At 35.7% G+C, this 13,804-nt stretch carries 14 protein-coding genes; 8 read left to right on the top strand and 6 right to left on the bottom strand.

The genetic code is table 11. The annotated features are described in order from the left end of the window. Positions 1-197: 197 nt before the first annotated feature. From J0M08_00380 to J0M08_00360, 5 genes are all read left to right on the top strand, one after another. Positions 198-452 (top strand): hypothetical protein, encoded by a 255-nt coding sequence (locus J0M08_00380; protein ID MBN8701497.1) that lies wholly within the window; start codon positions 198-200, stop codon positions 450-452. Further along, positions 453-731 carry a type II toxin-antitoxin system RelE/ParE family toxin gene (locus tag J0M08_00375; GenBank protein MBN8701496.1) on the top strand — a complete coding sequence of 93 codons (279 nt, stop codon included), beginning with the start codon at positions 453-455 and terminating at the stop codon, positions 729-731. Between the two features lie 30 nt (positions 732-761). After that, positions 762-1,796: a COX15/CtaA family protein gene (locus J0M08_00370; GenBank protein MBN8701495.1), complete on the top strand. Its 1,035-nt coding sequence runs from the start codon at positions 762-764 to the stop codon at positions 1,794-1,796. 55 nt (positions 1,797-1,851) lie between these two features. Continuing rightward, complete coding sequence (locus J0M08_00365; protein MBN8701494.1) at positions 1,852-2,859, top strand: DUF4476 domain-containing protein; 1,008 nt, start codon at positions 1,852-1,854, stop codon at positions 2,857-2,859. 178 nt (positions 2,860-3,037) lie between these two features. After that, positions 3,038-3,571: a dihydrofolate reductase gene (locus J0M08_00360; protein ID MBN8701493.1), complete on the top strand. Its 534-nt coding sequence runs from the start codon at positions 3,038-3,040 to the stop codon at positions 3,569-3,571. A 60-nt stretch (positions 3,572-3,631) separates the two neighbouring features. On the opposite strand, the gene J0M08_00355 is transcribed toward J0M08_00360, so the two are convergent. The 4 genes from J0M08_00355 to mqnC all read right to left on the bottom strand — a co-directional run bounded on the left by J0M08_00355 (position 3,632) and on the right by mqnC (position 6,811). Beyond that, positions 3,632-4,405 carry a sulfite exporter TauE/SafE family protein gene (locus J0M08_00355; protein MBN8701492.1) on the bottom strand — a complete coding sequence of 258 codons (774 nt, stop codon included), beginning with the start codon at positions 4,403-4,405 and terminating at the stop codon, positions 3,632-3,634. A gap of 261 nt (positions 4,406-4,666) precedes the next feature. Then, positions 4,667-5,068, bottom strand: a complete 402-nt coding sequence (locus tag J0M08_00350) for a DUF3307 domain-containing protein (protein ID MBN8701491.1) — start codon at positions 5,066-5,068, stop codon at positions 4,667-4,669. 51 nt (positions 5,069-5,119) lie between these two features. Beyond that, positions 5,120-5,632 carry a hypothetical protein gene (locus tag J0M08_00345; GenBank protein MBN8701490.1) on the bottom strand — a complete coding sequence of 171 codons (513 nt, stop codon included), beginning with the start codon at positions 5,630-5,632 and terminating at the stop codon, positions 5,120-5,122. Positions 5,633-5,686: 54 nt separating this feature from the next. Further along, a complete protein-coding gene (mqnC, locus tag J0M08_00340; protein ID MBN8701489.1) occupies positions 5,687-6,811 on the bottom strand; it encodes a dehypoxanthine futalosine cyclase in 1,125 nt (374 codons plus the stop codon). Between the two features lie 171 nt (positions 6,812-6,982). Between mqnC and J0M08_00335 the strand changes: the two genes are divergently transcribed. Next, positions 6,983-8,419 carry a leucyl aminopeptidase family protein gene (locus J0M08_00335; protein ID MBN8701488.1) on the top strand — a complete coding sequence of 479 codons (1,437 nt, stop codon included), beginning with the start codon at positions 6,983-6,985 and terminating at the stop codon, positions 8,417-8,419. A gap of 58 nt (positions 8,420-8,477) precedes the next feature. Next, entirely contained in the window at positions 8,478-9,545 is a 1,068-nt protein-coding gene (gene pdxA / locus J0M08_00330) for a 4-hydroxythreonine-4-phosphate dehydrogenase PdxA (protein ID MBN8701487.1), read from the top strand. Between the two features lie 20 nt (positions 9,546-9,565). Here the strand turns inward: pdxA and J0M08_00325 are convergent, their stop codons facing one another. Then, entirely contained in the window at positions 9,566-10,915 is a 1,350-nt protein-coding gene (locus J0M08_00325; GenBank protein ID MBN8701486.1) for a hypothetical protein, read from the bottom strand. A 13-nt stretch (positions 10,916-10,928) separates the two neighbouring features. Beyond that, positions 10,929-12,818 carry a glycosyltransferase family 39 protein gene (locus tag J0M08_00320; protein ID MBN8701485.1) on the bottom strand — a complete coding sequence of 630 codons (1,890 nt, stop codon included), beginning with the start codon at positions 12,816-12,818 and terminating at the stop codon, positions 10,929-10,931. 57 nt (positions 12,819-12,875) lie between these two features. Here J0M08_00320 and J0M08_00315 point away from each other — a divergent pair, with 57 nt between their 5' ends. Then, entirely contained in the window at positions 12,876-13,799 is a 924-nt protein-coding gene (locus tag J0M08_00315; protein MBN8701484.1) for a glycosyltransferase family 2 protein, read from the top strand. Positions 13,800-13,804: the final 5 nt, after the last annotated feature.

The following is a 13,804-nucleotide window of genomic DNA, read 5'->3' as shown; positions in this document are numbered from 1 at the left end:
GGGGGTGTAATAAATTGCGCCCCAGACTATAATTTTTTAAAGATTAACCAGCTGTTTTTTTATTCGTTTCAAATAACGATGTTTATAAATCTTTCGGGGGGGGGGAAAAGTTTATAGCTTCATCTCGATGTGAATAATGAGCTATGTTTTCTCATTTTCTTTTTTTGAAGTACATTTGTATTACAAAGTTAGCACACATGAGCTCTGCAGAAATAAAAATCCAACTATACCGATTAATTGATAGTACAAACGACAAAACGCTATTGCAGAAAATATATAATTCTATTGCAAAAAAAATTGGTGTAGAAAAAGGGGATTGGTGGGATACTATCACAGATAACGAAAAAGCGATTATAGAAGAAGGGGACGAACAGATAGAAGCGGGCAATGTTGTTTCTAATGCCCAGGTAGCACTACAATCTAAAAAACTGATTAACAAGTACAGAAAATAAATGGAAGTTGTTTGGTCGAAAAAAGCTCAACAAACCTATTTAAAAACTGTACAGTATATACTTGAAAACTGGACATTTAAAGAGGCGGTGAAATTTGAAAAAGCTGTTTTTTCGCTATTAAATTCAATCGCACTAAACAATCAGTTGTGCCCCCCGTCAAATAAATCAAAACATAGAAGGTGTGTAGTTGGAAAACAAACTTCAGTTGTATATAAAATAAAATCGAACAAAATTTCCGTTGTTGCGTTTATTGATAATAGAGCAAATCATGGGTATTAGTTTTGATACAATGCTAAAATCTTAATTAGTATGACAGCAGCCAACAAACCAATCATAACATGGCTTTTAACAGGCTGCATATTGATATATGTAATGGTTGTGGTGGGAGGAATAACACGTCTTACACATTCCGGGTTGTCTATGGTGGAATGGAATATGTTGCTGGGAACACTACCCCCAAGTACCGATGGAGATTGGGATGTACTGTTTGATAAATACAAACAATCGCCTGAGTTCAAAGAATTGAATTACGATTTTACCAGAGAAGATTTTAAATCTATATTTTGGTGGGAATACATACATCGCTTTATTGGTAGGCTTATTGGGGTTGTGTTTATTATACCACTACTCTATTTTTTGTGGAGAAAAAAAATAAATACAAGCGATTTTTCTAAATTTTTGGTGTTGCTTTTACTTGGCGCTTTTCAAGGGGTGTTGGGCTGGTACATGGTTAAAAGCGGGCTATCTAAAAATCCTTATGTAAGCCATTATAGACTGGCAGCACATTTAATAAGTGCGTTTACTGTATTTGGTGTTACGTTTTGGGTGGCCTTGGGCTATATCTACCCTAAGTCAGAGACAGGTACTCCGCAAAAAAAACTTTTCCGTTTATCTGTTTTGCTGTTGCTTATTGTTTCGTTGCAAATTGTATATGGCGCATTTGTGGCTGGATTAAAAGCCGGATATTATTATCCTACGTTTCCAAAAATGGGCAATAGTTGGATTGCGGAAGGAGTAACTTATTTACAACCTTTTTATATAAACTTTTTAGAAGGAATTGCCGGAGTTCAGTTTGTACATAGATATTTGGCTTATGTGGTTTTTATTGTAGTGTTGGTAATTTGGGCACAAACACGTAAACCTGACTTTACGGGCGATTCAATAAAAAAAGCCGCTAACGCCCTGTTGACAATTGTTTCCATTCAATTTGTGTTGGGTGTTCTTACAATTCTGTATTCTGTTCCGGTTGTGTTGGGCGTGTTGCACCAAACGGGAGCTTTTTTTCTTTTTGCAGCCTGCGTCTTTTTTTTGTTTTTTGCTAATCAAACAAAAACTATCGACTAATTGATTTTTTTGGCACATTATTTGTTTTCATATCTTTGAAAAAAATCAATCAAAAATGAAAAAATATTTATTTCTATTACTATTTGCGGGTACATCCCTTAGTCAATTAATCGCTCAAAAGAGCAACATCGTTGTTTTTTCCGAAAACGGAGAAAAATTCTCTCTTTTTGTAAACGGACAAAGCTATTCAGCCGCTCCGTTAAGCAATTTTAAAATTGACAACCTTGATCCCTTGATTTACCAAATTCGCGTGGTTTTTGAAGATCCTGCGTTAGGTGAACTAAAAGATAAAATAGATGTAAGACCAGGAAAGGAAATAACCTATTCGGTTAAAAAAAGAAAAATTAGTGATGCCGAAAAAAGAGTAAAAATAATTGGTCAGAACTTTAAAGACAAACCAATTTCCGAAACCGAAAAAAAGAAAGAAGAAATTCGTGCAGAAGAAAGCAAATATGTTGTAAGATGGTTGTCTGATAAGGATTTAATGCCGGCAACTCCTCCACAACAGCCTCAGCAACAAGCTGCACCTGTGCAAAAAACAGCAGTTTCTACCACACAAACAACTACCTATTCGCAATCAACAACAACAAAATCCAACACAAGAAGCTCTTCCGGAGTTAATTCCAATACAAGTACAGATGGTGTTAATGTTTCTATGAATATAAACATTAACGATGGAATGGGCGCTCCTGTTCAACAATCTTCAACCACAACTACGTCTCAAACAACTACAATTGTTTACGTAGATGGTTACAACGGACCGGTTGGTTGTCCAAGACCAATGAGCCGCGAAGATTTTGCTTCTGCAAAGCAATCTATTTCATCAAAAAATTTTGAGGATAGTAAGTTTACAATGGCAAAACAAATTATTCAATCTAACTGTTTGGTTGCATCACAAGTAAAAGAAATTATGTTGTTGTTTAATTTTGAGCAAACACGATTAGATTTTGCAAAGTTTGCCTATGCTTATACCTACGATACCGGAAACTACTATAAACTAAACGATGCATTTACTTTTGAAGCTTCTATTTCTGAATTGGATGCCTATATTAATGGGAGGTAGGTAACCGCTAATACCCATCATTTATTTTATAAAAAGCGCCAATAATAAAATTATTGGCGCTTTTTCGACAAACATAATAATTTGATTTTAAGCAGATTGTGCACATCTGTTCCACGTGCAACAATTATATAAAGTCAGAATTATTTATTGGTCATAATTCAAAAATTAATACCTGTTTATGTACTCCGAAAGAAAAGTTATTCTCTACATAGCAATGAGTTTAGATGGATTAATTGCCGGTGCTAACGACAGCCTTGATTTTTTAAGTTTGGTAGAAAAAAAAGGGGAAGACTACGGTTATGGAAAATTTACTGAAAGTGTAGATACCGTAATTATGGGTAGAAAAACGTATGATAAGGTTTGTTCAATGGGTGTTGAAAACCCTCATCCTAATAAAAAACTTTTTATTATTACACGAACACCTAAATCAGCAATTGACAATATTGAATATTTCACAGGAAATATTATTGATTTAATTTCCGAATTAAAACAAAGGAATGGGAAAAATATATTTGTTGACGGAGGAGCCGAAATTGTAAATATCCTTCTTAAGCAAAATTTGATAGATGAGTTTTACATCTCCATTATACCAATTATTTTAGGTAGCGGAATATCTCTTTTCCAACAACCGTTGCCTGAATTAAACTTAAAGCTTGTAGATTCCAAACAGTTTGAATCCGGATTGGTACAAATACATTATTCGAGAGGATAACAGACAGATTTGTTTTAGAGCCACCGTTTCACGTGGAACAATTTTTAGGTGTGTTGGATTCTAAATAATACCCGTTGCCAAGAGCACAGAAAATAGAAGCAACATAACTGTAACTACCTTTTTTAGAAAATTAATCGTTGTTTTTTTAATAAACTTATTGCCCAAATACGTGCCAATAAATGCGCTTATAGTTGCGAGCATCATTAGGGTGTAATTCAAATCTCCTTGCAAAGACACAATTTTTTGTGCATAAACGCTTAGTCTAGACAGATCAACCAAACAAGCAATAACAACTCCTGTTGCTATAAAACCTTCTTTACTAAGGTTGGCTTTCACTAGGAAGGCGCTTCTCAACGCGCCTTGATTTCCGGATAATCCACCAAAAAAGCCGCTTAGAATTCCTCCTACACACAGGTATTTTCTATCGAATGCGAGTGAGCTGTATTTGGGAATTACTTCTAAAAGGGCAAATAAAAACACCAATATTCCGATCGTTAACTTTGCCGGAGTTACCTCAAATTCATTGTTACTTATTTGATAGGTAGCTATTGGTTCAAAATTAGAGAATCCAGAGAGCAACATTGCTCCTAAAAATGAGAATATAATTGCAGGTATTCCAAAGCGAAGTACAGTTTTTCTATCGGCATGTTCACCTACTAAAAGAAGTTTGAAAAAATTGTTTAAGAAATGAACAATTGCTGTACAGACAATCGAAAAATCGATTGGAAAGAAAAGAGCGAAAACCGGAACAAGAATTGTTCCTAGTCCAAATCCCGAAAATAGGGTTAGTACGGAAGCCAAGAAAGCAACGATACAAATTAGTACGTATTCCATTTCATTATTGGTTTAAAAATAGGTTCTTGTAATTCTATATATTTCTTAGGATTAAATTCTTCAGGTTAAGCCTTCCTAAAAGGATTGTCGTAATAACACATAAAGGCAACAATGCAACTTCATAAATAATAGAACTGCGTATTAAAAATACCCCAGAAAAAACTGTTTCACATGGAACAATTAAAAAGAAGGAAGATTATTATAGCCAGATGACAATATTGGCACCTCATTTGGTTTAAAATATGTTCCCTTAGTAAGAGTTTAATGGACATGCCCTTCAAACAGCTGTTGCTGATTTATAAAGGCAAGATGTACAATAGAAACAATCACCAGCTGATGCAAAAACTGATCAAATCCAAAAAGCATCCAGTGGTATTTATTTTTATTATCGGAGAAAATAGGAAACCAAACATTCATTTTTCCTTTCCAGGTATCTATTAAAAAGTGGGTTACAATTTCAAATAAGCAAAGTATAATTGCCAGTTTAATACTGCAAAAGAAAACCAAAACTGACAACATAAGCAAACCATGAATACTTGCATGTAGGAAAATTGGAATAGACGGTGTCCCTTTTTCTTTTGCCTGTAACATCTTTGATGTAGAAAGGGGAGAGAAGTCGCCAAATAAATGACAAATATTGAGGAGAGTTATAAGAGCAATCATTTTGCTGTTTATTTTAATTGATTGTGTTTCACGTGGAACATAACTATAGGATTATTCTAAATACCCAACAACAGAACAATTCGCTTCCGTTGTTAAAGCGTTTATTACACCGTCCGAAATTTCAGTATTTGTAAGCCACCTTTTTATCCCATTTTCTGTTTGACTTCCCAATATAATTTCTCGATAAATTAATTTAGAACCTACTTGCAATAAATCATTGTATGTAGAATAATTGGATCCTTTAATATGGTAAATAATTGTTTTTGGCATTCGCTCATCTATAAAACTTAAAAGTGAAACAAGAGAACTTTTTGCACTACTATGCATCCAAATCACAATGGTATCGAATGCGCCTTTTTCTTTAATCTCGTCTTGAATTATACTTATAAATTTTTCTGTGTGGTGATAATCGCACACTAAACTTTTTATGGGAAATGTAATTCTCTGATTGTTGCTTGTAAGTTTGTTTCGCGCAAGAACTACAACTTCCTTATTTTTCGAACAAAAATAAGTAGTAGCACCTAAAAGCATTCCTGTTCCACCAATGAGTAGAATTCTTTCCATTTGAAACAACTACCTTGTTTATAATATATTGCTTATCAACATATTATAAATTATCTAATATGTAATGGCTTGTTCCTCAATAGTTTGCGGAACATCTCGGTATTCGTATTGCTGATTTCTTAGTTGAGGCTCAAAGCCGGCTTCTTTTATTGCTTGTTGAATTCCCTTGGCCGTAAAACGATGTGGTGCTCCTGCTGCAGAAACTACATTTTCCTCAATCATAATAGAACCAAAGTCGTTTGCTCCTGCATGAAGGCAAAGTTGAGCTGTTTCCTTTCCAACCGTTAGCCAGGAAGCCTGAATATTCTCCACATTCGGTAACATAATTCTGCTCATGGCTATCATACGTATGTATTCATCTCCTGTTACGTTGTTGGAAATTCCTTTGTGTCTTTTTAACAGCGTTCCATCATCTTGAAACGGCCACGGAATAAATGCAAGGAAACCTTTTGCGTTTGCTGGTTTCTCGCTTTGCACCTCTCTAAGCCACACCAAATGCTCAAATCGCTCTTCAATAGTTTCAATGTGTCCAAACATCATGGTTGCAGAAGTGGTAAGATTTAATTGGTGCGCAGCACGCATCACATCCAACCATTCTTTTCCTCCACATTTCCCTTTAGAAATCAATCTGCGAACACGATCGTTTAAAATTTCGGCACCTGCACCCGGCAAAGAATCTAATCCCGCTTCCTTCAAGGCTTTTAAAACTTCTGTATGTGTTGATTTTTCGAGCTTTGTAATATGTGCTATTTCCGGTGGTCCCAATGAATGCAATTTCAAATTGGGATAAAGTCGTTTTAACTCCTTAAACAAATCGACATAAAATTTCAGACCCAATTCGGGGTGGTGTCCGCCCTGCAACAATAACTGCTCTCCTCCGTACCTAAATGTTTCTTCTATCTTTTGCTTGTATTGTTCTATAGTTGTAATGTAAGCCTCTGCGTGTCCGGGAATGCGGTAAAAATTACAAAACTTACAATTAGCAGTACAAACATTGGTGGTGTTTACGTTTCTGTCAATTATCCAAGTAACTTTTCCGTCTTTTTTCTTTTCTTTTCTAAGCTCGTTTCCAACGTGCATTAGCAAAGATGTTGGAGCATTCTTAAATAAAAAAACACCTTCTTCAATAGAAAGAAAATCTTTTTTTAACGCTTTATCAATAAGAGAATTTACTGTCATGTATTGCACAGGGTTGTTAGTATATAGAAATCCCGTTTAATCAAAATTACACAAAGAAAAGGATACGCTATATTGTTGTTAAAGTTTTCCCCCTCGTTGCATATAAAATTCCTACATTTGTTTGTAAACCAAAAATAACAATTAAAACAACTTATACCGTTCAAAAGTTCTATGATAACACTAAAAAAAGCCACAGTAGCAGCCAAAGGTGAGTCTGTACTTATACTTGCAAAATCGGTTGATTCAATACCGTCTAACATACAACTTACTACAGATCAAAAATTGTATATAAAACAACGAATTGCTGATAATGAAAAAAGGTTGGTTTTTATCAATAAACTCGGTCACTACGTTATTTTTTTACAAATAGATGAAAAAGTAAATGGATATAATTCTGTTGAGAAAATCAGAAAAAACGCAAGCACAGTAGCATCTGTACTAAACGACAATAAGATAAAAGAAATAACTGTTTTTAATTTAACGAGCAATCCAACTTATTCTTTTGCTGCTGCAGAGGGATTAGTATTGGGTTCATATCAGTTTATCCGTTTTAAAAAGGATGCGAAAAAAGAACAAAACACACTTAAATCTGTACATATAATTGATGCTAAACTTGACAATAAAGAGGTAGAGACTATGTCTATTATTCTTGATGCAACTTATAAAGCGCGAGATTTAGTTAATTTGCCTCTAAGCCACTTAAACGCGGTAGGGTTGGCAAAGGAGATAGAAAAAATGGGGAAAGAGTCGGGTTGTAAGGTTGAGGTTTTTAATAAATCGAAAATACAATCGCTTAAGATGGGCGGCTTGTTATCAGTAAACAAGGGAAGTATAGACCCCCCAACGTTTACCATAATGGAGTGGAAGCCTAAAAATGCAAAAAATAAAAAACCGTATGTGTTAGTTGGTAAGGGTGTGGTGTACGATACAGGCGGATTATCCTTAAAGCCAACAGCAAATTCTATGGATTTGATGAAGTGTGATATGGCTGGCTCTGCAACTGTTTCGTGTGCGGTATATGCCATAGCTAAAGCAAAACTACCTATTCATGTGATAGCGCTAGTTCCCGCCACAGACAACCGCCCTGGAGGAAATGCCTATGCACCGGGCGATGTAATAACTATGTACGATGGAACAAACGTAGAAATGTTGAACGCAGATGCTGAAGGACGAATGATATTGGCAGATGCTCTTTCGTATGCAAAAAAATACAATCCGGAACTGGTGTTGGATTTTGCAACCCTTACCGGTGCAGCAATGGCAGCTATTGGTCCACAGGGCATGGTGTGTATGGGTGTGTTGGATGAAAAAATAAAAACAAAACTAAAAGACTCAGGAAATAATGTGTATGAACGCTTGGCGGAGTTCCCATTTTGGGAAGAATATGGCGATTTGATAAAATCAGAGATTGCAGATATTAAAAATGTGGGCGGCCCTAGTGCCGGTGCTATTACCGCAGGAAAGTTTTTGTATCATTTTACTTCTTATCCATGGATGCATTTTGATATTGCCGGACCTGCGTTTATCAGCGCAAAAGACGGTTACAAATCAAAAGGTGGAACAGGCGTGGGAGTTAGGTTTTTGTTTGATTTTTTTAGAAATATCTAGTCCGTTTGTTGATTTTGGGAGTAGCTATTTAATAAATTTTTAATTTGCTCGAACGACTATGAGTTTAGATAACAAAATAAAAGTAGGCATATCACACGGAGATATTAATGGTATAGGGTTGGAGGTAATTATTAAAACCTTCGCAGAACAAGCTATGTTTGATGTGTGTACACCCATTTTGTTTAGCTCTGCAAAAACATTTGCCTACCACAAAAAAACAATAACAGGTTTTGATGATGTGGCCTACGAAATTGTAAAAGATTCCGATAGGTTAAATCTTAAAAAAATAAATCTCGTAAGTTGCTACGAAGAAGAAGTGGAGATGGAATTGGGTAAACCTACAGCCAATGGAGGAAAGTATGCGTTTAAATCGCTAGATGCTGCAACGGTGGCACTGTTGAATAAAAAGATTGATGTGTTAGTAACAGCCCCAATTAACAAGAACAACATACAATCAAACGATTTTAAGTTTCCCGGGCACACCGAATTTCTGGAGAAAAAGTTTTCCGGAAACGCATTGATGATATTAGCTTCGGAACAACTGAGGGTTGCGGTGGTTACGGGGCATGTTCCGGTGGCACAGGTAGCACAGCACATTACAACCGACAATGTGTACAGAAAAATTAAACTACTGAATCAATCACTCATAAAAGATTTTGGTGTGCGTAAGCCACGCATAGCGGTTTTAGGGCTTAATCCGCATGCGGGAGATAACGGAGTAATTGGAGACGAAGAAAAAACAGCTATTATTCCCGCCATTGAAAAAGCAAGACAAGAGGGCTTGATGGTATTTGGCCCTTATTCGGCTGACGGATTTTTTGGTCAAGGCACACACAGCTCGTTTGATGCAGTATTGGCTATGTACCACGACCAAGGCTTAATTCCCTTTAAAACACTAGCATTTAGCACAGGCATTAATTATACCGCAGGGTTAGATGTGGTTAGAACATCTCCCGACCACGGTACAGGATATGATATTGCAGGAAAGAATCAAGCAAACGAACAGTCTTTTAGAAATGCGATTTATTTGGCTTGTGATATTTTTAGATCTCGCAAAAACCTAGAGCAAATTAGCTCCAACCCTCTGCCAATAACAGCAAGGAATTCGAGAGATAGAGACAATTAATCTCTGAAAATATACTTGGTTTATCGATTTCCCTTAAGCGCTTCTTCGTAATTGGGCCAACGAACATGCTGTTCAAAATCGGCTACTTTATCGAGCTTTCCAAACTGCTTAAAATATAATTTCCTCGACATTCCATCGTGGTGCAACGATTTAAACTCAAACTGGTACGTTTGAAAAATATTGAGCCAACAAAAAAACACCACAACAACACCAGCAGAAATAGATACATACTTTTTTTGCTTGAGAATAACATGAATAATTGCGGCTAATGGTATTGCTAGTAATGCATAACTTTCAATAAAACTTCTTTGACCTAAACAGCCCCCGTACCACCAACACCACCAACAAGAAATGATGTATGTGTTACTAATAAGAAAAAGAATAATTCCTAATCTAAATTTTCTAAGTTCATCCTTTAAAAAGTAAACACCACCAATAGCAAGTAACATAAGTGGTGTATATACTAACCATCCTTTTTGGTAACTAAACAATACATCCAAAAATTTAGGTTTCAACCAATAAAACGTTTCGTTTCCGTATGCATAATAATAATAATCACCCGTAACACTTTTCCAGTAAGCTATTTGGGGCACCCAAACAATTGCTGTACAAACAATAATTAAAACAAGCTGCCACCAAAAATTTTTAAACAGTTTAATTTTTTGCAGTAACGAATTTCTATCTGTTACGTTATATAGAATAAAAAACAATGCAATCACACCATTAGATGGCCTTACCAAAGAAATTAGACCAAACGAAAAACCAATAATAAGCACATTTTTTATAGATGTATTTTCGTGCCACCTACAACTGTAATAAATAAAAACAGCAAAAAGAAAAAAACTATATACGTGCGACATTGGCGCAGATTGAGAGGAGTAGCACAACAAGCCCGTTCCCAAACCCAACACCAAAAGGGTAAGAGAGATTACTGCTTCGGAAAAGCAAAACAATTCTAAAATTTTTTTTGTAACCAATAAGCCCAAACCCAAATAAAACAATGCACTTAGCAGAAGAGCTATTTTGTAGGGCTCTGAGAATCCATTGGGCTCGTACGTTGAATTTTTTGCATACAAATGCCCGGCAAAGAAAAATGGCGAATACAACATGGCAGTGCCCATGGTCATTTTAATTACTTTTTCGCCCTCTGCGGTATATGCCGGCCAGAATCGGTATTGATTGTCGCCATAACGATAGTCGCTTTTTTTTAACGCTATGTCATCGTAAATAAAATAGGCAGGAAGATATGCGTAATAGCTATGTATATCGTGCTCTATAACACGTTCCTCTTTTTGCCAGTTTTTTAAACTAATGTCAATTACTGCACAAGCTATAACAACTATAAATATGGCTATGGAGGATGGTTTCATAGGCATCTTTTAGCTATTCAATAAAAAAAAGAGTTGAGTCGTTCATTGTTTTGCTTGTGGCTCTAATTTCTTTTGTTTGCGGGTGCAACAATAAATATTTTCCGTTTGCCGCTCTAAAGGAAACAGATCCATCGGGGTGGTTTATGGTTTCAAATGTTTCCCAGTCTGCAATTCTTTGTTTGGATGCTGTAATAAACTTTTCTGTTGTGTTTAGTTCGGAACACCAATAGTTTCCACCATAATCAACAAGTGCAATGTGGTTGCTATCTAGTTGATGTATATAAAATGTTTCCCATAATCCCGGAATAGTTTTATCGGCAATTATTTTATTCTGTTTACCAGGATCTGAAAATAAATAAACATTGCTTTTTGTTTTTATTCTATTTCCTTTAATTGGATTTATGGTGTAAATAAATGCATTTTTATACGTAGCGAGTTTTTTTCCTAGAGAATGTTTCAGTGTTGTATCTTTTTGCAGGTTATCCGAATCAACAATAATGTATTTTGCTCCATTCAAGGCACAGCTGGCAATAATTTGTTTTGTAAAAGATTTGAATGTAAACGATGTCCAACCTTGCCTGTTCATATTGTAAAGAGTAGCGTTTGGCGTAACATCCGGAATACAAATAATTTTAGCGTCTTTGGGAGTCAATACACTGTCGGCTAATTTCAAAAACTCCGGCTCATAAAACAGTGCCGAATTCCATTTTGCAGGCTGTTGGTTGTGCTTTTGCCACTGCTTTGGCATGTCATAAACAAAGTAAACAAACACTGCTAATACCAGCCCCTTAAACAATATACTCTCGTATATTTTTGAGTTGGTTTTTTTAAATATATGAAACGAAAAAATAGATGTGAACACGGGTAGTATGGTAAGGTTGATGGTGTAATAAATATTCTCGCTTACGCCTACATAAAAATTAAATACAAAGGCTGCAATACCTATCAATAAAAGAAAATACACCCCCCTAAAAAAAACAGAGAGCTCTTTATTGTTTATAAAAACATATACGCTTAATAGGATAAATAAAAAGAATTGTGCGGGTCCCCAATAAATATTGGTAAACTGAACCAACCTTCTAAGTGAATGAAAAAAATTTTCGTGTTCTGATTCCCAAATAGGCCAACCGGGCCAAGTGCTTGTTCCTAAAAAAGAAACAAAATGGCTTTGGTTGTAGTATATAGCATACCTGTACCAAAGCGCAGCCAGCAAGAAGGCGAATAATATGGGTATTGCATCCATTCTTTTAAACCAACTGTTCTCTTTTTTTAGCGTAACCCAGCCAACCATTTCTAAAGAGAATAGCGCTGCAATAGCAATTAAGCTTAGCGCAGCATTTGCCTTTAATAAAATACCGAGTGAGAAAAAAAACATTGCTATCCAAATGTCTCTATTCTTAGCTGTTTCCCGGTATTTATATAAAAAATTCCAACCAACAAATGTAAAGCTGAGCGCAGAAGTATCGGGCAAAAAACTAACGGAAAAAAAATTAATGTACGGGATGGAATAAAGCAATAGCGGCACAATCAGAGCTGCAAATTGATCTTTTGTTACCCGATAGGTAAATAAAAACAAATTGTACAACCCAATAAAAAAAATAAAAAGGGTTGTTCCCCTAAAAATAAAATCATGTTGCCCAAAAAGCTTATAGAGTATAGCAATGAAGTAGTACAAGTAAGGGCATTCTCCGGCTGCATACCCATCGTTACTCAAATAATTGTGTACGCGGGGTTCTAAAAAGTTCATACCGTGCTCGTAGTACATTTTTGCAAACGAGGCACAATCTGCTTGCCGCCAGGTGTGGCTGCCTACCGGTGGTTGGTTAAGTAGCTCTATGTTTCCCGAATAATAAAGTATAGAAAAATAGAGGACTACAAAAAGTATTTTTATTTTAGCAGACATTACTACAAATTAAGTAAAAGAAAATTACAACGTCTTTTATTTTAACAAATACATTTAATGCAACCAGAAATTTCAGTCATTATTCCTGTACACAACGAAGAATTGGTGTTGGATGCAGCTTATACTCGTATTACGGCAAGTATAAAAAAAATCTCTTCGAATTACGAGCTACTGTTTGTGAATGATGGTAGTAAAGATAAGTCGATAGAACTCATTAAACGCTTTGCGTCTATTGACAACAACGTAAAGTACATTGATTTAAGTAGAAATTTCGGACATCAAATAGCGTTATCTGCCGGCATTGATGCTGCACTAGGAAACTCGGTGGTTATAATAGATGCCGACCTGCAAGACCCACCGGAATTAATAGCTGAGCTATATAACAAATTAAATGAGGGTTTTGATGTAGTGTATGCAAAACGTAGAGAGAGAAAGGGTGAGCGCTTTTTGAAAAAGCTAGTTGCAAAATATTTTTACAGAGTTTTTTCAAAAATAATTCCTTTCGAAATACCAATAGATACAGGCGATTTTAGAATCCTAAACAAACGTATTGTTGAGCAGCTCAGACAAATGCCCGAACAGCAGCGCTTTCTACGAGCACAAATTGCTTGGCTTGGTTTTAACCAATCGTTTGTTGAGTTTGACAGAGAACCCAGATATGCCGGAAAGGGAACCTATACGTACAAAAAATTGTGGGCAATGGCTGTTGATGGAATAACGGCTTTTTCCAGCACACCACTAAAAATAGCTTCTAATATAGGCTTGTGCTTATTAACAATATCGGTAGTGTTATTGGGTTATCTTTTTTTTAATTGGTTAGAAACAAATCAACATCCATCATCTGCTTTATTGTTGTTGTTTGCTATATTGTTTATCGGTAGCATTCAGTTAATTTGTTTGGGGATAATTGGAGAGTATATATCACGCATAAACACCAACGTTAGGAATAGACCGTTGTATGTAGTAAAGCAACGCAACTGATAGCT

The sequence above is a fragment of the Bacteroidota bacterium genome, assembly GCA_017303975.1.
In the GTDB taxonomy this organism is placed as follows: Bacteria; Bacteroidota; Bacteroidia; order JAFLBG01; family JAFLBG01; genus JAFLBG01.
This window is presented reverse-complemented; position numbering and strand designations above follow the sequence as displayed.

Bases quoted from the DNA above. Each gene is read 5' to 3' on its own strand.
- J0M08_00335 (MBN8701488.1), top strand. From the start codon at position 6,983: ATGATAACACTAAAAAAAGCCACAGTAGCAGCCAAAGGTGAGTCTGTA.
- J0M08_00315 (MBN8701484.1), top strand. From the start codon at position 12,876: ATGCAACCAGAAATTTCAGTCATTATTCCTGTACACAACGAAGAATTG.
- J0M08_00365 (MBN8701494.1), top strand. From the start codon at position 1,852: ATGAAAAAATATTTATTTCTATTACTATTTGCGGGTACATCCCTTAGT.
- J0M08_00345 (MBN8701490.1), bottom strand. From the start codon at position 5,632: ATGGAAAGAATTCTACTCATTGGTGGAACAGGAATGCTTTTAGGTGCT.
- J0M08_00375 (MBN8701496.1), top strand. From the start codon at position 453: ATGGAAGTTGTTTGGTCGAAAAAAGCTCAACAAACCTATTTAAAAACT.
- J0M08_00360 (MBN8701493.1), top strand. From the start codon at position 3,038: ATGTACTCCGAAAGAAAAGTTATTCTCTACATAGCAATGAGTTTAGAT.
- J0M08_00370 (MBN8701495.1), top strand. From the start codon at position 762: ATGACAGCAGCCAACAAACCAATCATAACATGGCTTTTAACAGGCTGC.
- J0M08_00380 (MBN8701497.1), top strand. From the start codon at position 198: ATGAGCTCTGCAGAAATAAAAATCCAACTATACCGATTAATTGATAGT.
- J0M08_00350 (MBN8701491.1), bottom strand. From the start codon at position 5,068: ATGATTGCTCTTATAACTCTCCTCAATATTTGTCATTTATTTGGCGAC.
- J0M08_00325 (MBN8701486.1), bottom strand. From the start codon at position 10,915: ATGAAACCATCCTCCATAGCCATATTTATAGTTGTTATAGCTTGTGCA.
- mqnC (MBN8701489.1), bottom strand. From the start codon at position 6,811: ATGACAGTAAATTCTCTTATTGATAAAGCGTTAAAAAAAGATTTTCTT.
- pdxA (MBN8701487.1), top strand. From the start codon at position 8,478: ATGAGTTTAGATAACAAAATAAAAGTAGGCATATCACACGGAGATATT.
- J0M08_00355 (MBN8701492.1), bottom strand. From the start codon at position 4,405: ATGGAATACGTACTAATTTGTATCGTTGCTTTCTTGGCTTCCGTACTA.
- J0M08_00320 (MBN8701485.1), bottom strand. From the start codon at position 12,818: ATGTCTGCTAAAATAAAAATACTTTTTGTAGTCCTCTATTTTTCTATA.